The organism is Granulicatella sp. 20925_1_28 (assembly GCF_041433575.1).
Lineage (GTDB): Bacteria > Bacillota > Bacilli > Lactobacillales > Aerococcaceae > Granulicatella.
The window spans coordinates 52,342-76,584 of the sequence record NZ_JAPWBS010000003.1 but is presented as its reverse complement, the minus strand read 5'-3'; the positions used below and the strand labels follow the sequence as shown (position 1 = coordinate 76,584).

Sequence of the window (24,243 nt, the reverse complement as noted above, 5' to 3'; positions counted from 1 at the left end):
ACCCCTTCTAATATTCAAGCGTTTGAATATCTTGTGGATTTGGGTTACATTCGATTTTCTTCACGCGCGCATCATGCATATAAATCACGCGGTCCGCAATAGGCGCAAGCGCAGAGTTATGCGTCACGATAATGACCGTCGCCCCTTGGTTACGCGACATATCTTGTAAAATTTGAAGCACTTGTTTCCCTGTATGGTAGTCGAGCGCTCCTGTTGGCTCATCGCAAAGCAAAAGTTTTGGATTCTTCGCAACCGCACGTGCGATGGAAACGCGTTGTTGTTCCCCACCCGATAATTGCGCTGGAAAATTATTGATGCGGTGTCCAAGTCCGACTGCCTTCAAGGCTTCCTCTGCATCTTGCGCGTCTTTTACGATTTCAGCCGCCAGTTCCACATTTTCCTTTGCCGTTAAGTTCGGCACTAAATTATAAAATTGGAAGACGAAACCAACATCATCTCTTCTATAATAAGTGAGTTGTTTTTCATCAAAAGCGGAAATGTCCACGCCGTCGACAAACACATGTCCGTCATCGTTCGTGTCCATGCCTCCTAAAATATTGAGGACCGTCGATTTCCCTGCACCACTGGCCCCTAAAATAATGACTAACTCTCCTTTTTCAATTTCAAAATTCACATCATTATTAGCGATAATCTCTGTATCGCCGACTTGATACCGTTTATAGCTATTCTTCATTTCGATATACGCCATGTCTATCCCTCATTTCTCTCAACACTGTTAAATGAACAGTGTGTTGATTCTTGTTCGTCTATACTTTATAATAGGACTAGCGAAAAAACAATACACAATAATCAACAATATGTTGATTTAAGAAAAGAGTTTTAAAAATGCCAACGCAAAAACGAAAAACCACAACGAAAAGCGATTTAAAAGAAGCACTCACCCGATTACTGAGGGAAAAAGACTTCGAAACCATTAGCGTCAGTGACATTACTAAAGAAGCCGGCGTGAACCGCGGAACCTTCTATCTCCATTATGTCGATAAATTCGATATGATGGACCAGCTCATCGACGAGATTTTGCAAAACATCTTGACCCTATTAAAAGAAGGCCAGCCAAAAAATAAACAAGAGGCCTTTCCTGGTATCGTGAAAATCTTCGAGTATTTAAAGGAAGACTTCGATTTTGTTCACGCGATGACCTTGAATCGATTCAACTATACGGCTAAACTCGTCCACGACTTTCTGCTGGAATTAACGCGCCAAATTGGACCGATTAAGAAAAATATCGAGATGGTCTATCCGCTGCCAGACGATTACGCGCAAGAAGTGTTTATCTATAGCAATAGCGCGATTTTCTTCCATTGGATTCAAAAAGGCGGCGTGGAAACCCCTGAAGAAATCGCAAAAATCTTTTTAAGAATGACCGTATAAAGGAGAAAACTCATGCAAAAGACTATTATGAAAGACCCACTCTTCCTGAGCCAAAAATCAACGGCTGCCGACCCGAAAATAGATGCGCAAGTGGTCAGCGACCTGCAAGATACGCTTCGTGCGAACCGTGAACGCTGTGTAGGGATGGCAGCGAATATGATTGGTGTGAAGAAGAACATTATTATTGTAGCGATTGGTCCGATGGATTTGGTGATGCTGAACCCGCGTATTACGAAAAAGCAGGGACCATATGAAACGGAAGAAGGATGTCTGAGCCATACGGGCACGAAGAAGTCGACGCGCTATCAAACGATTGAAGTAGCCTACACCGACCCGAGCGGCAAGAAGCATACGGGAACGTTCACCGACTTCACGGCGCAAGTCATCCAACATGAAATGGATCATCTAGAAGGTATTCTCATATAAAATTCGCAACTTCAGTTGCGTTTCCTTCGAATCGTGACGGATTTCTTCATAGAAGCGATAATGGGGCACCGGTTCGAGCCTATAGTCTCTCACCTTTGAAGCCTCAAAGAGAGCGTACGAAATCAATTCCTACGCTCTCTTATTCGCATTCAATGCGATTCCCCACTATTGCTTCTATAGAATCTGTCCGATTCTTCGGAAACGCAAACTTCCGTAATCGTATTTTTTGCGCTTCTTAATGGACGAGGATGGAGGCTTGTGCCGGGAAGGCGGGATGTGCTCCTTGCGACGGCGGTGTAGTCATCTTCTTCGTTTCGTATAGTAAGAAAAAAGAGAAAAGAGTTGACTCTGACGTAACGTAATAGGTTACACTATCTAGTGTTAGGAGTTGAGGTTATGTATTTAATCAAGCAAGTAAGTGAAATCAGTGGTGTATCGGTGCGCACTTTACATCACTATGACGAAATTGGATTGCTTTCCCCGAAGAAACAGGAAAATGGATATCGCTACTACAGCGACGAGGAATTGTCCCAATTGCAGACGATTCTCTACTATAAATATTTGGGATTTCCGCTGAAAGAGATAAAGTCCCTCATGAAGCAAGACGAGGATAATCTGTTGCCACACTTAAAACATCAATTGAATTTAATGCAGAAAGAAAAAGACCGTCTTCTAACATTAATCGACACATTAGAAAAGACGATTGCGTCTACGGAAAGGAAAATGACGATGACAACCGAAGAAAAATTCAAAGGGTTCACCTTCAAGGATAACGAGAAATATAAACAGGCCGCGACTGAAAAATACGGCGAAACCGTGATGAACGAGGCCGAAGAAAGACAAAAAGGCAAGGAAGAAATCGTTGCAGACGGCTTCAACAACATCTTCTTCGCATTCGCGGATAATATCGAAAAAGGCCTACCAGCAACAGCTGCCGAAAACGTGGACTTAGCCAAACAACTGCACCAACACATGTGCACTTATGCCTTCGACTGCTCGATCGATGTCTTCTCGAGCATCGGATTCGGCTACGCGAAAAACGAAGAGTTCAGAACGAACTTGGATAAATACGGCAAAGGCGTTGGACAATACGCTTGCGACGCGATTCAAGCCTATGTCGCACAGGAGAGAAAATAAGCAAAAGAGGAGTAAGACACTTGTCCTACTCCTCTATTTTTATCTTACAAATACCAATTTTTCTGGTGTGGATAGTTCCGCATCATAAGCAAATCCGTCTTCGCTAAAAGCCTCCAACTGCTTCACGTCTGTTACTTGTTCGTGCATGGCAAAACCAACCAATAACCCACGCCCTTTTTTCGACGTCGTAGAGTGTTGTTTCAACTTGCCGTCTTTGCGTTCGTAAAATTCTACGTCCACCCAGTTGTAACGAGAGCGGTCGAGTAAGGTGCTGAACTCATCACTAGCACAATTCACCACCGTTTCACCTTCTTCGAACAACTCGGCCCACTCCGCTTTCCAATAAGCCTTCAAGCTCTTTCCGTCCACGCGCAATGGTCTCAGCATATCTAAACGATACGGCTTCACATAAGCATCAGGTGTCACAGCTCCATATAGCGCAGACAAGATGCGCACATGCTCGCTTCCATAGTCTAAGCCTTCTCTCCATCCCTCTACTTGCTTCAACCAGCGAAACGCCAGACCGTTATAGAGTTCAATGGCAGGCGCAGACTCTGCTACCTTCCACCCTTCGATAAACGCTTTGTTTTCGTCGAGCAACTTCCCTTTGACCCCTAGCACTCGCGCAAGGTCCTCTTCAGGCACCGCACGCACAGCTTCGACCACCTTCGCAGCAGCCGGGCTCACTTCCCAGTCGCGTTCCTCTAATGCGTCACAATTCATTTCCTTTGCAGGCGATAGTATTAATTTCATCTCGGCACTCCTTTTCATTGTCCCCCTTAGTGTACCCTACCCGCCGTATTTTGACAAAACACAAGGAGCAATTTATACTGAATACTATCAACTAAAAGGAGAATTCTATGCACGTTATCATCAATTCCATCGCCTTATTTTACTTATTACCATTCATCAGCGTTGGAGTCTATACGATTGGAACGCAAAAATATTCACTTGCAAACTTCCTACTATTCTTTGGAGGAGTCACTGCTCTTCATTCCGTCCGCCTGATCTATCAAAAATCAGTTGGCGGATATATCATCTGGATTATAGCTTGGGCAGTCATGTTATACGCGTCCTATTGGAACAACCAGCACGAAAAATCCTATAAAACAGAAAACCAAATGCTTGAGTTTGTTGTCTGCTTTGTCAATAGAAATCCATTTCCAGATAAAATTAAAGACCCAAACAAAGCACGTGCCATCGTTGCACTCGTTATTACATTTTTAATGATTATCGCTTAACAAGGAGGGCCTCCTATGGGCTATGTATTCATCATCTTCTTTATTCTTAGTTTCTTTATCGTCACATTCGCGCTCATCCATCTACTTGCAGGAGGAGCCGCTCTTCTAAAAGGAGACAAAACAACAGGAAACATCCTCATTTTTGCAGGAGGGCTCATCGCACTTCCTACAATCCCATTACTCGCAGTGTTACCTGGAATTCCATTCCTAACATGGATCCTTGGGGCAACGCTTTGCTGCGTGGGAGCCTATATGAACGGAAAAGAAAAAGGAAACATCAACAAATCACATCACGCTATCCGCATCACTATCGCAGTCCTTCTCACACTTGGATTGGCGCTCGTTTAATGCGGTTTGCATCTTAGGGAGGATTTTTTTATGTGGGATTTATTAATAAAGTTATTTTTCTTAGTACTCAGTATCATTATTTACACTCTTTTCAATTTATTCGCTTTTTTCAGAACAAAGAATACGCCTGGAAACGACTATATTTTCCTTAGCGCACTCTGTTCTATCATCACCCTTCCAATGCTATTCGGTTCCTATCCGCTTTCAATAGTGACTTGGATTGGCGGACTGGTATTGTATTTCATCGGATCTAAAAAGAATCATGAAGCAAACGATGATTCCGATCCAACGTTTTACTTTATTATTGTAACTTTCGGAGCCCTTATTGCAGTCTTTCTGCTGTTACTTAATGCATGATGGGATAGAAAGGAGGTCCTTTGATGATAGGCTTTGAATTGGATGTTTTATATAACTTAATATACATGATTATCGGTTACTCCCTATTAAACTTAACTATTAGCTTAATAGCTAATTTTAGAAAAAAGAATACGCCTGGAAATAACTATATTTACATGAGCATACTCTGTTCTTTCGGTACAATTCCATTGCTATTTCTTTACTATCCTCTCTCGTTAGTAGCTTGGTTTATCAGCATAGTGTTATATTGTCGCGGAGCTGAAATGAATCATGAAGAAAAAAAAGATTACATTCCACTGTCTTATTTGTTTAGTATGACGGTTGCAGCGATTATTACATTGGCACTATTTTCGATATTTTCACTTCATTCATGATTGAACTGTTAATTGTTTAAAGAAAGGAACTTTATATGCTCGGATTAATCATAAGTTTACAAGAGCTTGCTGTTATCGCTTTTTTCTTCGGAGCATTCAATGCTTCGAAAGGGTTAAAAATGTTTTCAGAAGATTATGGGGCGCCACAAGGCTACTTGATGTGCATCGGCGGAGCACTCACCGGTTTGTCTGCTGCAATGTTTATGCCCATTAAACCAATGGGAATCATTCTTTGGATTATCGGTTCTATCTGCTGTTTCATCGGAGTTAGTTGGTATGATAACACTCATAAAGATACGATTTCCGGACAAATCATCCGTATTTTCACGATGGTTTTTGTCCTTGTGATTCTTTATTTCTCCTACAACATCCCATATCATTAAAAAAACGGGTCTTCCACTGCTATTTCATTTATAATAGAGTAGAAGACCTTTTTAGTACGCTTCGCACATTTTATATTTGGAGATATGATTATGATTTTACTATTCTATTATATTTTTCTTTTTGGATTTATTGTCTACGTCTTTCCTCTCTACCATATACTCTACGGATTGATAGCAGTTTTTATCCTCAAAAAGCCTAAAGCTGGCTTATGCCTCATTCTTGGCGGCGCAATCCTTGAAGCACTTGCTTATTTCGTTTTTTATAGTTCTAATACTATTCCCTGGCTTAAACAATACCTTACTATTCCCTGGACGATCGGTTGCCTCCTATGCTATACCGGCATTTATTTAGTTGATAAAGAAAAAAATAAACTAAACCTCTTCTTCTTTTTCATCCAAACTATATGCTTCGCCTTCTTCCACTACGCCTTATCCAACTAACTTTAAATCAACCAAAGACTCGCGTGGCGAGTCTTTTCCTATTTCTAGCACCCCACTAAGCAGTTTAAAAAGTTACAGCACCCCATGTCGCGGATGTTCCGTAGTTGAACTCAGGCTCACAGGCCAGACGTCCATTTCCTGATATGTCCGCACGACTCGTTCCGAGTCCCTTGCGGCATATCAGTCCAATGATTCTGGCCTAAGCGTTCGCCTTCGTATCCTGTTGTTAGCGACGAATCACCACCTCAATGAAAAGCACCCTCTGTCGCGGATGTTCCGGTGGTTGACGAAGTAAATTAATATCGTTCAAAAGCCAGACCCTCTCGTTTTTTGTAAATTTGTATTGAATAGATTTATAACCCATTAATCTATTTATTTCTTTGGATTCTGCGAGAACTGGTTTGGAGGATAAACGAAAAGAATCAGTTTATTGAAAAAATAGTGGGACTAAGCATTAAAACGAATTAGGGGACGTAGGAATTTTATTCCGTACGTCCCCTTTGAGGCTTTAAAGGTGCAAGACCAAGGCTTGCACCGGTGCCCCACTATAACTCTTTCAATAATAAAACTGATTCTGAACTCGGTTATCCGCCAATGCACTCATTTCTTCTTATCCAAAGAAATAAAGCTTCGCTTTATCCTCTTATTCATAAATCTATTCAATGTACACTAAGCACATACAAAATTTTTGCACACAAAAAGCCGAGAGGATTCTCGGCTTTTCAAGGCGATTATTTGTTTGCTAATAAGTCGCGGATTTCTTTTAAATAATCTTCTGCAGTTGGTGCAGCTGGAGCAGCTTCTTCAGCTTGGTTGCCCTTAGCTAATTCAGAAGCTTTGTTCATACCTTTAATGATTAAGAACAATACAGCGCCAACGATTACGAAGTTGATGATTGCAGCGATGAAAGCACCGATACCGATTTGAGCAGAACCTAAACGGAATGAAACTGCTGCGATATCTCCTGTGTTTGCTACCATAGCGATGATTGGTGAAATAATATCATTTACTAATGAATCAATGATTGCTTTGAAAGCTCCACCGATGATAACCGCTACTGCTAATTCAACGATATTCCCGCGCATTAAAAACTCTTTAAACTCTTTTAACATAAATGTTTTCCTCCTTTGTTTTTTAGGTTAAATAATTACCTTAAACAGAATACTAAAATTAAAACTAAAATACAACTAAAAACATTCAGAAATTTACACTTTTCGTACATAATTTTGCGGAGTGTATTTTTCTACCGAAAATCCGACTTCTTCCCCTGCTGCCATGCGAGCCAAACATTCGCCAATCCAGACGCCACTTGCAAGCCCTGAAGAGCCTAAACCACTTGCTACAAAGGCATTTGTCGTATTTGGCACTTCGCCAAAGAACGGTAGAAAATCGGAAGTATACGCACGCGTTCCTACGCGCACCCCACTGCGTTTGGCATTTTTTAAACTTGGAAGACTCGCACACGCTTCTTCGTACATGCCGTTTAAGAGTTCTTCATCTGGAACCAAATCGAAACCTTGCGTATTTTCGTGGGTCGCTCCGACTAAAATCTTGCCATCTGGGAATGGAAGAATATCAATCTCACCATGCAACATGCACACTGGCCATTTCGATGTATCTTCGGTCGTCTTTAAGGTAAGTTCAATCAACTGGCCCTTTTGCGGACGGACATCCACGTAGTAGCCAAGCGGTTCGATGAGTTCTTTGACCCACGCACCACTAGAAAGGACCACCGCATCAAAGGCTTGCACCTCTTCGCCAAGAAGCACACGGACCTCTTCGCCAACAGCTTCAAGAGTTACTTTTTCACGGACCACACGAGCCCCGTTCTTCTCTGCTTGTTCTAATAGAAGTGTCACAAGTAACTCGCCGTCCACTCGACCACCGCCGCTACAATAGAGCGCACCGTCTGGATTCGACCAGCCCGGAATCACACACGCCACGTCTTCTGGAGTTAAGGCACGCACATCGCCAATCATCGGCGCATCCACGCGTCGCTCCACGGCCATCTCTTCGACCTTCGCCAATTGCTTCTCGGTATGCTTGAAAATATACGCCCCGACTTGCTCATACGGCAATTCACTGACACCGTCCTCGCGTAGCTGATCCATCAACTGCGGATAGTACGCCGCTCCATGTGACACGAGCTGGTACCAGTCTTTATTGCGACGTTGCGATAACCATGGGCAAATAATCCCGGCAGCCGCCTTCGTTGCTTGGCCCACGCCCGCGTCAAATACCGTTACATCGATTCCTTTTTTGCTGAGCTGATACGCCGCAGTCGCTCCGACAATCCCAGCCCCTACGATTGCTACTTTCTTCGTCATCTTCTTCACTCCTAGCTGAAGTCTCTTGTTTCAAATTGCCCTTCGCGTTCAAACCATTCCGCCACTGTTAACAGTAACGCCTCTTGCCCACGTGCTGCCATCAACTGTACGCCAATTGGGAGGCCTTTTTCGGTTAAAAAGACTGGCAAACTAATCGCTGGTGCGCCTGTAATATTGGATAATTGCGTAAACGGTGTCAGCGCAAGTGTTCGGTCAAACATGCGCCAAATCACGCTTTGTTGTTCCGGCACACTTAGTTCATCCATATGCTCCAACGCTTGTCGCACCGATTCTTCCATCGGGAATTGCCTATGAAGCGGAGCCACGTCGCTCACACTCGGCGTTAAAATGAGGTCGTACTGCTCATGCACTTTTTCCATCGCATGCGCATATGTGTCCCATTTCGACAGAGCCGCGCTATAATCTTTTGCTAAAATGCGTTCCCCAGACTGGTATATCCCCCAAGTCATGAGTTCCATATCGTCTTTGGTGAACTTACGGCCAAAGCTTGCCTCCATGCCTTGGAACATCGCCGCCGTCTCCACACTATTCATCACATAGTAGTTCTTCATCACTTCTACGCCGTCAACGGGCCAGCCAATCGGTTCGACCACACAGCCAACACCTTCTAGGAAATCCACAGCCTTACGAAGCGCCTCCTTGGCTTCTGGAGCGACAAAGCTTTCAATAGGAGATTTCTCAATCACTCCCACTCGAAGCGGACGGTTTGGCAGAGCGTCCCAGTCTTTAATAAGCGGTGTTAAAAATGGACTGTCTTTTTGCTCGACTTGCATCCATTTCAACAACTCACGCGTATCACGAACCGTCTTCGTCATCGCAAAATTCACCGAAGCACCTTGCCAGCCACGATAGCTACCAGGGCCAACAGGAATGCGCCCACGACTCGGCTTCAACCCGATTAAGCCCGTAAAGCTCGCTGGAATCCGAATCGATCCACCGCCGTCACTCGCCCCTGCAATCGGAACGATGCCTCCAGCCACGGTAGCCGCCGCACCACCGCTAGACCCACCGGCATTGCGATTCAGGTCATATGGATTATTGGCGGTGCCCCAGAGTTGCGGCTCCGTCATATTCTTAAAGCCAAATTCCGGCGTATTCGTACGTCCAACAATGATAAAACCCGCTGCTTCCAGACGCTTCACGAAATTATCGGTACGGTTTACTGGAATTCCCTTCAAGAGCTTACTTCCCGCACTCGATGGTTCCCCTGCTTGATTTTGCCCGAGGTCCTTCAAGAGAAGCGGTACCCCGCCAAACGGCAGCCCTTCAAACGAACGCGACCCTGCTTCTTCTAGCGCACGCTCCGCTTGCAAGTGCACAACCGCGTTTAGGCTTGGATTTCGTTGTTCAATTTTCTCTAATGTCTCTTGGACTAATTCCTTTGGAGATACCTCGCCACTAGCGATAGCCTCTCTCATCTCGATGGCGTCTTTCCACATAGTTTCACGTCCCTTCATGTCTTCCTTATTGTACAGTGAAACGGAAAGTCGGTAAAGGCTCATGCAGTCGCAAAGCATTGAGTACGCCTAAAACGCTAGAATTTTTTGGAAACAAATTCAGAAAAAACGACCTCTGTTACCGTTTACTCCTGACTTTTCCAACGCGATTTTGGAAATTGAAGAAAATATGAAGAAACTATTGAGAAATATATAAAAATTAGTAGTAAAAATTTACAGTTGTGATATAATAATAAATATAGATTTAACCGAGAACAGTAACTAGAAGGCTTTTTGCAAGGGTTGCTCTATTTTTTTGGAGATTTTAGTTAAAGTTCTCACAAATTAATACCTTTAGGAGGAAAATAATGAAAGATTTCATCAAAGGAAGACTCTCGAAGTTACTCTTCGTATTGTTCATCCCGATGTTATTATTCATGCTGGCCCCTCAATCAGTGGTGAACGCAGCAGACGTTAGTAATAACATCAGTTCATTGACGGTCTCTTCAAGCGAAATTACAGACGGTGGACAAACGACCGTTAAATTTACGTTTGACGAACACGCCCAAAAAATCAAAGCTGGAGACACTCTTGAAGTGACTTGGCCAAGTTCAGGCACTCTTCACGGGACTGGATTTAAGAAAACCATCCAATTGACCATCGACGGCAAATACGTTGGGGACATGGTCATCAAAGACGGTTCTGCAAAAGTAACATTCAACGACGGCATCACTGGCCTTGAGAACGTTCGCGGTTGGGGTGAATTCGAAATCGAAGGTCACAACGACACAGCAACAGACAAAGAACACGTTGGTAAATTCACCATCGTGAGTGGAGACAAATCTGTCGAATTGAACGTGAAGAAAATGGCGACTGGTGTAAACAACGCTCCATTCTACTTAAAAGCTGGGGATATGCACGCTGACGACCCTGACAACATTCTTTGGGCAGTAACGATTAACGCGATGAACTTAGAAGTAGACGGCGACGTTCGTCTCGAAGACGAAGTGCAAGGCGGACACAAATTAGACCCAAACAGCTTTAAAATTACAACAACAGGAGCAAAACCTGGCTACTATTCAGGCGCTACTGCGATTGAAGATTTCAAAGCAGCATTCCCTGGATCAACATTTACAGTGGATGCTTCAGGAAAATTCGTAGTGACGATTCCTAAAGACCAAATCAACAAGACTGGCGTTCTTATTTTCTATCGTACAAAAGTAGAAAATGAAAACCAAAAAGAATTCAAGAACAACACAAAAGTTTGGTACCAAGTCAAAGGTGAAGCCGCTGTTGTGGCAAAAGAAGTAAACGCATCTGTTGCAAACATCAATGCAAACGGTGGTGTTGACGGAGACCAATCACTTCCATCAATTCCAACAACGACAACAGTAGCAACAACTACTACTACGACAACAGAAGCTCCTACAACAACTACAACTACAACTGAAGCTCCTACAACAACTACTACAACAACAGAAGCTCCTACGACTACTACGACTACAACGGAAGCTCCTACTACAACAACAACGACAACAGAGTCTACAACGACTTCAACAACGACAACTGAAGCGCCAACGACTACTACGACAACAACAGAGTCTACAACGACTTCAGCAACGACTACTGAAGCACCAACGACTACTACGACTACAACGGAGTCTACAACGACTTCAGCAACGACGACGGAAGCTCCTACGACTACTACGACAGAAGCTACGACAACAACAGCAACTACAACGACAGAGTCTACAACAGCTGCGACAACAACTACCGAAGCTACGACTGCTTCTACGACAGCTGCAACAACGACTACTGAAGCAACAACTGCTTCTACAACAGCAGCGACAACAACGACTGAGGCGACTACTGTTTCAACAACTGCCGCTACAACAACATCTGAAGGCTCTTCTACTACAGAAGGCTCAACAACAGGCGTAACGACAGGTGAAACAACAGACGCTACAACAGTAACTCCTGCACCAGAAACAACAACAACGACTGTTACACCAGACCTACCAAACACTGGTACAACAAGTAACACAGCCGTAATTCTAGCAGGAATCATCGTAACAATCTCTGCGATGTTCGTTCTAGTTTCTAAAAAAGCAGAACAAAACTAATTAGACTTTACTAAAAAAGCAAGCAGCTAATGCTTGCTTTTTTCTTTGTTTAAACCGTCCTCCCCCTCCCCATAAATTTGTAAAAACTTTTCATATTGAAAATAAACAAAAATGTTGAAATATAGCTGTTTTTAGGGGAATGCTTTTAGGTATTTTCAATGTCAGGATTTAAAAATGGGGCAAAAACGAATGCCTCGCATTTGGTTTGAAAACCTATAATCCCTAATGATTATGCTATACTAGATATATAGTGTTGTTATTAATAAATGTCAGTGCGAGATCAAATCGGGATACTGTCAATAATTATGTGTAAACACTCAAGTAGAGTTACGGAGTGTTAATCCAATAATTATTGATAATATCGAATTTTTTTGGTAAGATAACTTTATTAATACCTAAATGGTGTGTAATTTTCTATCAACATAGTCAGGAGAAAAGGAACTTATGCTAAAAAAATTTAATGAATTGTCACTGAAAGATAAGGCTTATCTAATTGGTGGTTTGATCTTATTAGTCATTGTGATCGCCTTTGGTCTGCTCAATAGTCAAACAGTAACTGTCAGTCTTGTCTTTACACAACTATCTGCTCCCTTGATTTGGGTGATTTTTACTTGTCTAGTAATCGGGATCATTGCTGGTAGTGCTATTGGTATTAGCTATCACCATAGCAAGACTCAAGATCTGAGAAGCCGCATTGCTGAAGCAAAAGCGACTATCAATATAAAAGACAAGGAGCTTGTCCAGTACGAGGAACAGGTGCAACAATTAAAAGGCTCTTTGTCAAATAGTGTTGATGAAGAAATTTAGGAAGGGATTAAGCAACTAATTGTTGCTTAATTCCTTTTTGTTTTGGGCCAAACATTTTTGTTATTAAGATAATCCTGTTTCTAAAATGGTAATAGTTTTTAAAACCGTAGGCATTTCTTTTAAGCACTTTTATTTTATTGTTTATTCCTTCGATAGGGCCATTTGTTCTAGTTGGATACTCACAAGTATTTTGAATATATGGCAAGTAAGTCATAAGAGTCTTTAATACTCTTTTTAACCCAGGAGATAGGTCTAATTGCGTAGCTGCTTCAATCGTTTCCTTGAATTCTATATAATCTCTATCCTGTATACATTCACGAAGTGAATGTACAACCTCATAATCATGTTTAAGAGATGGATTGTTTTCTAAGATATAATCCACAATTCCTTGGGTTGTCATAAAGCTTTCAAAAAGCTTATAACGATTATATTTATAGTTCTGAAGTTCATTAGGATTCTTTAAAATTAACTTCCAATAATGTTTTAACTTTCGATATAATTTAGCGTCTTTATAACGATGTTGATTCATGACACGTACCCGAGTTCGATTTAATTCTCTATTTAAGGCTTGTGCGATGTGAAAAGGATCAATGATAATTTTAGCGTTAGGAAACATTTCTTTTATTAATTGAATGTACGGTACGTACATATCGATAGAGATAGTTTTTACCTTTAATCTAGTCTTAGGCTCAAAACGATAAAAATATTGTTTCAAACTGTAAGATTTTCTATCTCGTACAACATCGACCAGCTTGTGTGTAGTGCTATCACAAATAATGAAGCTCATATTACTATCGGAAGATTTGACGGATTTAAATTCATCAAAACACAGATGCTCAGGTAAATCGTGTAATGGTTTAATGGTCAATAATCGTGCTGTATCATCTATAATACGTCTTACAGTATGAACTGAAACATTTGTTTCTTTTGCGATATATGTTTCAGATACTGTTTCACTAATTTTTGATTTGATTTCATTTTTTAATCGTTTAGAGATATGACAGTTTTTTTCTACGATTCGACTAGTGTCTGCAGTAAATGAAGAGCCGCATTCTCTACAGAGAAATCTCTGCTTGCGTAGATTTAAGTAGGCCGGAAGGCCTGAAACAGAACAGAGAGTGATACGAGATGTTTTCGTGCCGTTTTTAACGATATTATTATTCTGACAAACACATCCACAGACAGTACAAAATTCTGGTTTATGCGTATATGTAGCTGAATAAAATAAAGATTTTCTCTTTTTAAATATCTTCTCTTGAACTTTATTATCCCAAATAATGTTTTTATCTTTGATTTGTAGCGTAGCTTCTAGTATATTGTTCATATGGTCATCATCCTTTTGTATTAGGTTTAGCGATTTTAATATAACGGATGTTGGCCTTTTTGTATACACTAAAATAGGGTTGTGGAAAATTTCCATCAACCCTAGAAATTATAGAACCAAATAAACGCATTTAAAAAAACTAGCAGAAAAACTGCTAGTTTTTTTGTATCTAATAAAAGTAGTACATATCAAACGAGATGTTAAATTTAGTCATTTTTTACGTAATAGGTTGTTCTTCCTTTTCCATATCGATTAATATAGCCCTCTTCGACGAGTTTTTTTAGCATATTTTCAACGGTTGCTTTACCTATACTTGGAACTAATTCCATGATATCTGATTTAGTAAACTTGCCCAATTTTTTATTGACTGCTTTTCTAACCAGTTCAATAGAAGGGAGCTTTTCATCTACATAGTCAACTCTCTCTTCAAAATCAATATAAGCTGCCAATATTGTTCTAAGAATATATTTTATAAAAGGAGTCACATCTTCTTGACCATCATGCCAATTCAAACCACTTTTTCTTAAAGATGAGTAATAACCCTCTTTATTTTGCTCAATTTTACTCTCTAAACTAATGTACTTCCCAATCACATACCCTTGTCTATATAAAAGAAGTGTCGTTAACAATCGACTCATTCGACCATTTCCATCATTAAATGGATGAATACACAGAAAATCATGGATAAATATCGGGATTAACAACAACGAATCTACTTCATTTTTATCCAAAGCTCTATTAAGTTCTCTACAAATATCTTCAATTGCTTTCGGTGTCTCATATGGAGGTAATGGCTTAAATATTTCTATAACATTACCATTTTGATCCTGTTCAACGATAGAATTTTGAGTGTTTTTATATCTTCCTCCAATTCCTTTTTCACTATATTTATACAATTCTCTGTGGAGTTGTAAAATATAATTGCTATTGATAGGAATATACTCATAACTTTCGTGTATCGTATTTAAGACGTCCCTATATCCTAAAATTTCTTCCTCGTCTCTGTTTCTCGGTGTTGTTTTATGAGCCATTAACTCCTTAATTCTCGTTGTTGTCGTGATAATTCCTTCTATTTTATTCGAATCTTCCACGCTTTGAACTTTAGCAATTTCTACCAATTTATCTAAAACAGCAGGTTTTTGTTTCAAAAACAGCTCTTGTTTACCCTTATGTTCATGAATTTTTGCTAGAAGATTAATCACTTCAACATCCCATTGACTTTGCGATAATTTTTCATAATCAAAAACTCTCATTCGCCTACCTCCTTCTTTTTTCTCCTAATTATACATTGTTTTTAGGCGATTTAAAAGTAGTTAGGCGATTCTATCCACCTCCAAGCACCTCTCTCCCTCCGCCGCGGGATTCCAAATGCAATAACGCTCTGTCTGCTAAGCTAACCCTGTTTTCATTGCCATTACACTCCATAAAAAGCACATCTAAAAGCCGACGAAGAAGCCTGCGGATGCTATACAAACCGTAACGTGTTTAGCATTACATGCGAATTAGTTGGCGTAGGAATTTATTCCTCACGCCAACTTTGAGGCTGTAAAGGTGAGAGACTCTTCGAGGCTCGAACCGGTGCATCGTTATGGTATGTATAGCAATAATCCGCTGGGCTTCGAAATCGGCTTTTAGACCTTCGGTCTATCCTTGACCTATTTTTTTATGAAGAGTATAATTGACCTTATGAAAAAAACAGCGATTAACTTAACAGACGGGCCGATTTTGCGGTCCATTATTGCATTTGCAATCCCAATTATAATTTCAAACATATTCCAGCAACTATACAACACCGCTGACATCATGATTGTCGGGAGGTTCCTTGGGCAGGATGCGCTGGCAGCGGTTGGAGCCACAGCCGCCATCTTTGAACTCATCGTCGGGTTCTCGCTTGGAGTCGGTAACGGGATGGGCGTTATTATCGCACGCTATTATGGGGCCAATAACCATCGCCTTTTGAAACGTGCCGTTGGAGCAACTCTTGTCATCGGAGCCTTTCTCAGTCTTCTTGTGGCGATTATCGGAAGTTTCGGCATGTATCCTCTCCTTCAGTTTCTTGGAACGCCTGAAAGTATCATCGACCAGTCGTATGAGTATATCTCGATTGTCGTGATCGGTATTGCCGTGACCTTCGCATATAACCTCTGTGCGGGTCTGCTTCGTGCAGTCGGCGACAGTCAGGCGGCACTCTACTTCCTGATTTTCTCAGCGGTAGTGAACGTGTTTTTAGATATCTTACTCATCACAACGTTCAACATGGGCGTTGCGGCAGCAGCGATTGCGACGATTATCGCACAAGGATTGTCGGCCGTACTCTGCTTTATTTATATTAAAAAACGCGCCAGCTTCTTGATTCCAGCAAAAAGTGATTTCGTACGCGACGACGAATTATACATGGACTTACTCAGCCAAGGCCTAGCCATGGGACTCATGTCGTCCATCGTATCGATTGGATCCGTGATGCTTCAATCTTCTATCAACGCACTCGGACCAGTCATCATCAGCGCGCAAACGTCGGCTCGACGCATCTTCGCGTTCTCGACACTCCCATTCGCGGCGATTGCGGCAGCGATGACGACGTTCACTTCGCAAAACTTCGGAGCAAACAAACCGCACCGTATCGCGAAAGGGATTCGTCAAGGAAGTCTTGTAGCGTTCGGCTGGGCGATTCTGGTGTGCATCTTCTTGTTCTTTGCAAGTCCTGCGTTAAATGAACTTATCTCTGGTTCAAGCGACCCTGTACTTCTGGAAAATGCGGCGCTTTATAACCGTATCGGGTCAGTGTTTTATATCCCGCTTGCGCTTCTATTGATTTTACGAAATAGTTTGCAAGGACTTGGGCAAAAGGTAACGCCATTGGTTTCGAGCTTTATTGAGTTGGTGGGGAAAGTGCTTTTTGTCATCTTCATCATTCCGCACACCGGCTATCTTGGAGTTATTTTCTCTGAGCCAATCATCTGGTGTTTGATGGCAATCTATCTTTCATATGCTTTCTTACGTCATCCGCTTATTAAAGAAGTAAGGCATGAGATTTTTTAATAATAAAAGAGACAAAATAATACCCTCGGTTTCTTCATAGTGTTGATGGTAAGGACATCGGGCTGAGCTTAAATCTCAGCCCTACCAAGCTTCAAACTGACTCTACGGGTCTTACCCTAGAGTCAGTAATTCACATTGGTTGTTCTTCCTTACCATTCACACTATAGAACCGAGGGATTTTTGTCTCTTTTCACCTCTTCTTACTCTGAGAGATGACGCAAAAAGGCTTATTGTGCTCTCTACTTTAGATAATCGGCACAGAGGGAAACTTCCAGTTAGCCAGTGCTTCAAAAGGATGCTGTCATAGACGGAATGCTACTGGAAGATTTTTAGGTGCTGTTGGATTTCTTTTTGGAAATCCACAACGCCTCTTTTTTTACCAAGATTTTAGCGTATAATGAAGGGGAATAAACAGAAAGCGGTGATGAGATGGGACAAATTACAGATCAATTAAGACAGACGTTTATGGAGGTATATGGCACGGAGCCGGAGGAAAGCTTTTTTGCGCCGGGGCGTGTGAACTTGATTGGGGAGCATACTGACTATAATGGTGGGCATGTCTTCCCTTGCGCGATTACGTTGGGGACTTATGCGTGGGTGAAGCCACGTACGGACAAGAAGCTCCGTCTCTATTCGGACAATTTTCCGAAGGATGGTATACGCGAGCTCGATATGACGGACCTGGCTTACAGGGGCAGTGACTCGTGGGCGAACTATGTCAAGGGCGTTTTCGTGTACTTGGCGGACCTCGGCTTCGCTTTTCCGCACGGTCTGGACATCGCATTTTACGGAAACATCCCGAACGGCTCGGGTCTCTCATCGTCAGCCTCATTCGAGCTGCTCGTGGGCGTCATCGCTCGCAAAGTATATACTCTAGACATCGACACGCTGGGTCTCGTGAAGGTTGGGAAACGTGTGGAAAATGACTTCATTGGTGTGAATTCCGGCATCATGGACCAGTTCGCTGTGGGGATGGGCAAGAAGGACCACGCCATCTTCCTCGACTGTGCAACGCTAGAGTATGAACTCGTTCCTGTTAAACTCGGCGACTATCGTATCGTGATTATGAACACGAATAAACGCCGCGAACTGGCCGATTCGAAATACAACGAACGCTTTGCCGAAACGCGCATTGCCTTGAAGGAACTACAAGAACACGTGGCTATCGAAAGTCTGGGAGACCTCACCATCGATCAGTTCGATGAGTTGAAGCATCACCTATCCAGCGAACTCATTGTAAAACGTGCTCGTCATGCCGTCAGTGAAAACGAACGGACAGTGCTTGCGACTCGTGTCTTAAAAGAAGGTGACCTCGCCCACTTCGGACGTCTGATGAACGAGAGCCATCTCTCTACAGAACTCGACTACGAAGTAACCGGTAAGGAACTCGACACTCTGGTGCATACCGCTTGGGAACAAGCCGGCGTTCTTGGTGCTCGTATGACAGGTGCTGGATTTGGCGGATGTGCCATCGCACTGGTGCATAAGGGCCATATCAAAGCTTTCGAGGCCAACGTTGCCAAAGTCTACACTGAAGAGATTGGCTACGCTCCAAGTTTCTACATCGCGGAGATTGCGGACGGCGCACATTAAAAATGAAAAAGAGACAAAATAAACCCTCGGTATCTTCATAGTGTTAGGGTTCCCAGGGCTTCCATGGCCCTTCGCGGATATCTTCATAGTAAAGGAAATAACTGTACCGGCAAGAGCCTAGGTCTCTTTGCCTATCGAACTTCAAAGGGCGTCAAGTTGATAAAATCAACTGACGCCCTTTTAGTTCTTGAAAACTATTCAGGAGTTCTATTTACTTTAGTAATAATCTTAATTATTTCATTTTCTTTTACCTTATTTACTCCTAAATCTTTTCTCATAGCATTTATAAGTATTTCAACAAAATGTAATGTTCTTCCAGTGTCTTCGGGATCATCAATATTATTTTGTTTGAATTCCTTCCATGCATTGAGTACTGAGGGCGAGCCCCACAACAAGATACTAGCTTGAAATTTATTTATATTCTCAACAATATCATTTGTTTTCATATTTGGATTGACAATCATTAATTCATACATGAAATTTACAAATTCTAAATAGGCATCTTTTCTCTTCTCAGAAAGATACTCTACTCTTTTCATGTATGTTGAATACACAACCCCTACGATTGAAATAGTTCCCGTTATAATTGCTACTATAAAAACTTTATCCAAGTTAGATACATACTCAAAAATACTTGGAAGTAAAAATATTATTTCTAAAACACCTGAAATCACAAAAGAAAATGCTGCAATGTTAATCAGATTTTTAATAATACCCCAACTAATAAATTGTTGTGCAATAGATAATACTGTCAGAACTCCTAAAGACCCAATCATTATACCCAATATCATATTTCTACTTACTCTCCAATCAAAGTAATTTTTTTATAGTTCGGTAAAAAGTCCGGGTAAATATTGGGAATAAAAACATTGAATAATATTTTGTCTTTATCCATATACATTCCTAAATCTCCGTCCTTAACTTCAACAGCTTGCAACCTTATCCCTCTAGGTACTACTTCATCTTTTCCATACACAAGTTTTGCTCTATAAAAATATTTTTTCCCAGGTTCTAATACTTCCATTTCTAAATAACTTTCATAATATGATTGATTATCGACGGATTTCTTTCCCAAATATACACTCCCTCTATTTGATAACTCAGTTTGAGGGTAAATATTATTTACATTATAATAATTTAGACAAATTCCTGTAGTAATTCCTCTGAATAACCTCTGTGCAAGAATGTGCCCTGAATGAAATATAGTAGGTTTATATCGTTTCTTTTTATTACGTTTACTTTTCCCAATAGTGTTAGCATCAACAATTCCGTATCCACCAACTGCCCATCTTTCATTTAGATCTCTAAACGCTGAAAAGTAATTGGTATCATTAAGCACCTTGACTTTTTGATCTATTAGTTTATTAAATTTTTCATCTAAATCATCTATATCTTCAATTAGATGTATGGAAAAATTTTCTAAATTGAAATTTCTATCATCGCGAGTAATTCCCAACTGTTCCCATAAATCTCCTTCTTCAATTAATTGTGTTATTATTTCTTTGTAAGCACTACACATCTAACTTCCCTCCTTTTGCTCATTATATCACTAGATTCTAGTGTTTAACAGCTCTATTCCATCACATTTCTCCAAATCACCTCTTTTTTTACCAAGAATTTATCGTATAATGAAGGTGACGAAATAGAAAGCAGGATGAGAGATGAGCAATTATTTAAAAGCAAATCAAGACAGATGGAATAATGTAAACAATGACTATACTGCGCCAGTGACACATGAAGAATTAGAAGAAGCTAGAAAGAAGCCCATTTCTGTGGCATTAACGGTTGGAAAAAAAGTTCCGGAAGAATGGTTTGAAAAAGCCAAGGGGAAAAAGATATTAGGTTTAGCTTGCGGCGGCGGACAGCAGGGTCCCGTTTTTGCCGTGAAAGGTTATGACGTCACCATCATGGATTTTTCGACATCACAATTACAAAAAGATGAGATGGTGGCTAAAAGAGAAGGTTTAACAATCAACATCATTCAAGCCGATATGACAAAACCATTCCCATTTGAAGATGAAACCTTTGATATTATTTTTAATCCCGTTTCGAATGTCTATATAGAAGATTTAGAAAACATGTATAAAGAAGCTGCTCGAGTGTTGAAAAAAGGCGGACTGTTGATGGTCGGGTTTATGAATCCTTGGATATACATGTACGACGCTGACGTTGTATGGGACCAACCCGACGATGAATTACTGTTAAAATTCTCCATCCCTTTTAATTCAAAAGATCTGGAAGAACAAGGCAAAATCACCATCAATCCAGAATACGGATATGAATTCAGCCACACCTTAGAAACTCAGATTAGAGGGCAATTGAAAAACGGTCTCGCGATGATCGATTTTTATGAATCATGCGACAAAAGACATCGATTGTCACGATATGGCAATGACTATATATCGACACTCTGCATAAAACTGTAATGTGATAGAACAAATAATAAAAGGCTAAGCGACAGTCTCGCTTAGCCTTATTTTTCTGGTTGAAAATATCAAAACACCTATTCAACACCTGCTTGTGAAGTGTTATACTTATGGTAGGCAACTAGCCTCGTAAGGAGGTGAGGCTTTAGTGGAAATGTTCATTATATATTTTCTTGCTCCCCTGCATGTGGGACTAATTTTAATATTAGTAGAGTATTTGCTGAACTCTAGCAAGAAAAAATAGTTGCCTTAGCACCAGAACGTTAGATACTATATAACGAAAAAAAGAGCATTGGATGTACGAGATCCAATGCTCTTTCTGGCTTTAGTGATTTGAAATATTCACTATTTTCTTGCTCCTTTAATATACCATAAATTTCTTTAATGTCAAGATAAGCTCCATTCAAGATAAAAGAACGGTGAGATTCCACTCATACATGAAAAAGGTGAGGCAGTTTAAAAAAAAGACAAAAGGCCCTCGGTTCTATAGTGTGAATGGTAAGAAGAGCAACCAATGTGAATTACTGACTCTAGGGTAAAACCCGTAGAGTCAGTTTGAAGCTTGGTAGGAGCCAAGACGCAGGCTTGACCCGGTGCCTTACCATCAACACTATGAAGATACCGAGGGTTATTTTTTGTCTTTTATTACCTTTGAACCGACACAACTTCGAGGTCGCCATTTTCGTTCTGAAGGACGCGGAACATAATCTCGTCGCCTTCTTTTGGCCCTTCTGGGTGCTTCGAGTCCATCAAGAGTGTGCCGAAACATTGGTTGCCTTCCACGCGCGAGATGCGGACCCATAAGCGTTCGGGTTCCTTCGTCTTGTCTTCGTAGTAGAAAGCTACACCAAAGTCATCGGGATGCTCGCGGCGGCGGAATCGGTCGAGTCCTTGGAAGGTACGTGTCTCTTCTTTTTCTTTGCTCTTCGTGTCATAGACTTCCGCAATGACGCGTCTTGCACGGTCAACGATATATGGATCCACTTCAATCCATTTCATCGAACAGAACTCGCAGTCATCGAGGTTTGCTAGACGAATGAGATACATCGTCTCTTCTGGAATGAGTCGCATGTCTAGCGTCGATTCGCCTTCTTTTGCGATCCATAGCGGTTGGAACGAAACGCCGGCCTCTTCGTCGATATATCCGTAGAGGACAAGCCCCGTGTCGCCTGGTTTGGCTACTTCTGGCATCACGTCTTCGATGAGCGCCACGCAGCGAACGTAGACGAGTTGATGGTAGAAGCTTCGGAATGAGGCGTCTTTTACTTTTTGCATTTGACTTGCGATTGGAATTTCATTTGGGAAGAGTTCGCCTTTGATGTCCAGTCCAGGCGCAAAAGCGCAGCGGTCAAGCCACTCCGGACTTGTCACCTCTGGAATCGGTTCGGCGTGGGCCTTGGAGGCGAAACGCTCTCTGCTATCGGCCACGATGTCCACCGGCAGGTCTAGATTCACATGCTCCATCCATTTCCAACGATAATCGTCCGGCAAATGCAAGAGGAGAATCTGCGTCTTCCCTTCATGCTCGTAAATGTCCAGCACCTTGAAGTGGCTGTCGCGGTTCGCAACGTGTAGCCCCCAATTAGTGCCGTGCTCCGCCTTCGTCAAATCAAAAAGGTGGTTGGATAAAATGCTGAAGCGGTGCGTTGTCACCATGCCCCCCACGCGACTCGTCGCATCGGTAAAGGCTGCGTTACGCACGATCTGCCCCACCTTAAACTTCGCTACTTCTTCCGGCGTTAGGTTGATGTCTCTAGCAAAGAGCTGCAATCCCGGCAGCATCTCATTCATTAGTTGTTCGAGTTGTTGTATTTCTGTCATTCTACTTCTCCTGTCTTACCACAATGCACGTTCTAGTGTGTCGTTCTCGTACGGTTGGAGGTTCACGATGCTCGACTTGATCGTTCCATCCGCTTTCTTAGTCGTCTGTGGCTCTGATTCGCCGATTAACAGCACATTGATTCCTTCTTTTTTGGCAAATACGATCACCGATGTCCCTGATTCAGACACATAACACTCCACGATTTCATACGAGTCGCCTCCAGATTGGAAAGTCAGCCCTGCCCACTTGAAGTTCGCCTTCTCGCCATCGACCGTAGCATATTTGAAAAGCTGGTCTGGAACGGCTAAATCATAGTACTCCCGCTGGGTCGCTGGACTCGTGCGCTCATAGATTTCGCCTCTTTTACGCGCATAAATCGCCATCGCATCCGCAACCGATTGATTCGCAGACGCATCAGAAGTTGCTTTCCACGTCGCATTGTCGGTAAAGCCTTTCAGTAAATCAGCGTCCTTCACAACTTGAAACGCTGCTTTTGAGAGTGTCTCACGCGTCACATTGGTCGCACGAAGAACGATTGGCTCGCCGTCTTCGTAGGCAAAGAGGAACGCCTCTTTCTTCGTCGAATCCAGATACGCTTCCACCACCATCACTTCGTAGTCGTTTGAGCCTACAACACCCATCATATTCCATTTGACCTTATCGCCATTGATGGTCGCAGCATCCATGTGAATCGCTTCGTGCAAAGCCTCGAAATGCTGCCCAGTAGACGCATTCCACCGCTTCATGAAGTCGCTAAATCCAGTCGCATTAAAACGAACCAAGAGCTCCAAGTCCGAATAGGCATAGTCGATGTCATCCTTGTCGCTTGGAAATTGCGCAAACATCTCGTCACGCACCTTCTTGGCCGCGGCTAACCCTTCTGTGATATCGGCATCCTTGGCCGCCACATTATACGATAAGAGCAACATCTCAAAATACGTCGCATGCTCAGTCTGGACTACCGTCGTCTGTGCCACAGTCGTCACTTGAACCGTCGTAGGCGTCTGGGTCGTCGTCACTTCTTCCGGCTTCTTGTTGCAAGCCGCCAGCGCCAATACACAAAGCGCTGATGCAAATAATTGTTTCCCTTTCATACTCTCTCCTCCAATCATGAAAACCTTCTCTATTCAAGATTATTATAGCATAGGTGGGAAAGAAAAAGCAGGTGATGTTGGAGATAAAAAAAGGAATTAAGCAGAGGGTGTCTGCTTAATTCCCATAAATAT

At 42.0% G+C, this 24,243-nt stretch carries 24 protein-coding genes; 13 read left to right on the top strand and 11 right to left on the bottom strand.

The window, feature by feature from the left end; genetic code table 11:
• Positions 1-7: 7 nt before the first annotated feature.
• Positions 8-709 carry an ABC transporter ATP-binding protein gene (locus tag O3793_RS02970; protein ID WP_371445521.1) on the bottom strand — a complete coding sequence of 234 codons (702 nt, stop codon included), beginning with the start codon at positions 707-709 and terminating at the stop codon, positions 8-10.
• 137 nt (positions 710-846) lie between these two features.
• On the opposite strand from O3793_RS02970, the gene O3793_RS02965 reads away from it, so the two are divergent.
• The 3 genes from O3793_RS02965 to O3793_RS02955 all read left to right on the top strand — a co-directional run bounded on the left by O3793_RS02965 (position 847) and on the right by O3793_RS02955 (position 2,955).
• Positions 847-1,392: a TetR/AcrR family transcriptional regulator gene (locus tag O3793_RS02965; RefSeq protein ID WP_371445519.1), complete on the top strand. Its 546-nt coding sequence runs from the start codon at positions 847-849 to the stop codon at positions 1,390-1,392.
• A 12-nt stretch (positions 1,393-1,404) separates the two neighbouring features.
• A complete protein-coding gene (locus tag O3793_RS02960; protein WP_371445517.1) occupies positions 1,405-1,818 on the top strand; it encodes a peptide deformylase in 414 nt (137 codons plus the stop codon).
• Positions 1,819-2,214: 396 nt separating this feature from the next.
• Positions 2,215-2,955, top strand: a complete 741-nt coding sequence (locus O3793_RS02955) for a MerR family transcriptional regulator (protein ID WP_371445515.1) — start codon at positions 2,215-2,217, stop codon at positions 2,953-2,955.
• A 39-nt stretch (positions 2,956-2,994) separates the two neighbouring features.
• On the opposite strand, the gene O3793_RS02950 is transcribed toward O3793_RS02955, so the two are convergent.
• A complete protein-coding gene (locus tag O3793_RS02950) occupies positions 2,995-3,708 on the bottom strand; it encodes a YaaA family protein (protein WP_371445514.1) in 714 nt (237 codons plus the stop codon).
• 107 nt (positions 3,709-3,815) lie between these two features.
• Between O3793_RS02950 and O3793_RS02945 the strand changes: the two genes are divergently transcribed.
• The 5 genes from O3793_RS02945 to O3793_RS02925 are packed head-to-tail and all read left to right on the top strand — an operon-like array spanning position 3,816 to position 5,658.
• Entirely contained in the window at positions 3,816-4,196 is a 381-nt protein-coding gene (locus O3793_RS02945; protein WP_371445512.1) for a hypothetical protein, read from the top strand.
• Between the two features lie 15 nt (positions 4,197-4,211).
• A complete protein-coding gene (locus O3793_RS02940) occupies positions 4,212-4,544 on the top strand; it encodes a glucuronide permease (RefSeq protein ID WP_371445511.1) in 333 nt (110 codons plus the stop codon).
• A gap of 30 nt (positions 4,545-4,574) precedes the next feature.
• Positions 4,575-4,901, top strand: a complete 327-nt coding sequence (locus O3793_RS02935) for a hypothetical protein (protein WP_371445509.1) — start codon at positions 4,575-4,577, stop codon at positions 4,899-4,901.
• Between the two features lie 23 nt (positions 4,902-4,924).
• Positions 4,925-5,275, top strand: a complete 351-nt coding sequence (locus O3793_RS02930; protein WP_371445508.1) for a hypothetical protein — start codon at positions 4,925-4,927, stop codon at positions 5,273-5,275.
• Positions 5,276-5,310: 35 nt separating this feature from the next.
• Positions 5,311-5,658: a hypothetical protein gene (locus O3793_RS02925; protein ID WP_371445506.1), complete on the top strand. Its 348-nt coding sequence runs from the start codon at positions 5,311-5,313 to the stop codon at positions 5,656-5,658.
• 1,172 nt (positions 5,659-6,830) lie between these two features.
• On the opposite strand, the gene mscL is transcribed toward O3793_RS02925, so the two are convergent.
• The 3 genes from mscL to O3793_RS02910 form a co-directional block, all read right to left on the bottom strand.
• Complete coding sequence (gene mscL / locus O3793_RS02920) at positions 6,831-7,211, bottom strand: large conductance mechanosensitive channel protein MscL (protein WP_371445505.1); 381 nt, start codon at positions 7,209-7,211, stop codon at positions 6,831-6,833.
• A gap of 93 nt (positions 7,212-7,304) precedes the next feature.
• A complete protein-coding gene (locus tag O3793_RS02915; RefSeq protein ID WP_371445503.1) occupies positions 7,305-8,426 on the bottom strand; it encodes an NAD(P)/FAD-dependent oxidoreductase in 1,122 nt (373 codons plus the stop codon).
• A gap of 11 nt (positions 8,427-8,437) precedes the next feature.
• Positions 8,438-9,904, bottom strand: coding sequence for an amidase (locus O3793_RS02910; RefSeq protein WP_371445501.1), 1,467 nt, complete (start codon positions 9,902-9,904; stop codon positions 8,438-8,440).
• A 347-nt stretch (positions 9,905-10,251) separates the two neighbouring features.
• On the opposite strand from O3793_RS02910, the gene O3793_RS02905 reads away from it, so the two are divergent.
• Together O3793_RS02905 and O3793_RS02900 are read left to right on the top strand one after the other, a co-directional pair.
• The gene (locus O3793_RS02905) at positions 10,252-12,006 is read left to right on the top strand and encodes an LPXTG cell wall anchor domain-containing protein (protein ID WP_371445500.1); all 1,755 of its coding nucleotides are present in this window, start codon (positions 10,252-10,254) and stop codon (positions 12,004-12,006) included.
• Positions 12,007-12,450: 444 nt separating this feature from the next.
• Complete coding sequence (locus O3793_RS02900) at positions 12,451-12,813, top strand: lipopolysaccharide assembly LapA domain-containing protein (protein WP_371445498.1); 363 nt, start codon at positions 12,451-12,453, stop codon at positions 12,811-12,813.
• 7 nt (positions 12,814-12,820) lie between these two features.
• Here the strand turns inward: O3793_RS02900 and O3793_RS02895 are convergent, their stop codons facing one another.
• Positions 12,821-14,137, bottom strand: coding sequence for an ISL3 family transposase (locus O3793_RS02895; RefSeq protein ID WP_371445496.1), 1,317 nt, complete (start codon positions 14,135-14,137; stop codon positions 12,821-12,823).
• 206 nt (positions 14,138-14,343) lie between these two features.
• On the bottom strand, positions 14,344-15,390 hold the full coding sequence (locus tag O3793_RS02890) for a Fic family protein (protein ID WP_371445494.1): 1,047 nt from the start codon (positions 15,388-15,390) through the stop codon (positions 14,344-14,346).
• A gap of 433 nt (positions 15,391-15,823) precedes the next feature.
• On the opposite strand from O3793_RS02890, the gene O3793_RS02885 reads away from it, so the two are divergent.
• On the top strand, positions 15,824-17,176 hold the full coding sequence (locus tag O3793_RS02885; RefSeq protein WP_371445492.1) for an MATE family efflux transporter: 1,353 nt from the start codon (positions 15,824-15,826) through the stop codon (positions 17,174-17,176).
• Between the two features lie 429 nt (positions 17,177-17,605).
• Positions 17,606-18,769: a galactokinase gene (locus O3793_RS02880; protein ID WP_371445490.1), complete on the top strand. Its 1,164-nt coding sequence runs from the start codon at positions 17,606-17,608 to the stop codon at positions 18,767-18,769.
• A gap of 194 nt (positions 18,770-18,963) precedes the next feature.
• Here the strand turns inward: O3793_RS02880 and O3793_RS02875 are convergent, their stop codons facing one another.
• Positions 18,964-19,554, bottom strand: coding sequence for a hypothetical protein (locus O3793_RS02875; RefSeq protein ID WP_371445488.1), 591 nt, complete (start codon positions 19,552-19,554; stop codon positions 18,964-18,966).
• A gap of 14 nt (positions 19,555-19,568) precedes the next feature.
• Positions 19,569-20,288, bottom strand: coding sequence for a hypothetical protein (locus O3793_RS02870; protein ID WP_371445486.1), 720 nt, complete (start codon positions 20,286-20,288; stop codon positions 19,569-19,571).
• A 142-nt stretch (positions 20,289-20,430) separates the two neighbouring features.
• On the opposite strand from O3793_RS02870, the gene O3793_RS02865 reads away from it, so the two are divergent.
• A complete protein-coding gene (locus tag O3793_RS02865; protein ID WP_371445485.1) occupies positions 20,431-21,195 on the top strand; it encodes a class I SAM-dependent methyltransferase in 765 nt (254 codons plus the stop codon).
• Between the two features lie 645 nt (positions 21,196-21,840).
• Here O3793_RS02865 and O3793_RS02860 read toward each other — a convergent pair.
• Positions 21,841-22,650 (bottom strand): hypothetical protein, encoded by an 810-nt coding sequence (locus O3793_RS02860; protein WP_371445483.1) that lies wholly within the window; start codon positions 22,648-22,650, stop codon positions 21,841-21,843.
• A gap of 381 nt (positions 22,651-23,031) precedes the next feature.
• On the bottom strand, positions 23,032-24,036 hold the full coding sequence (locus tag O3793_RS02855) for a hypothetical protein (protein ID WP_371445482.1): 1,005 nt from the start codon (positions 24,034-24,036) through the stop codon (positions 23,032-23,034).
• Positions 24,037-24,243 lie beyond the last annotated feature (207 nt).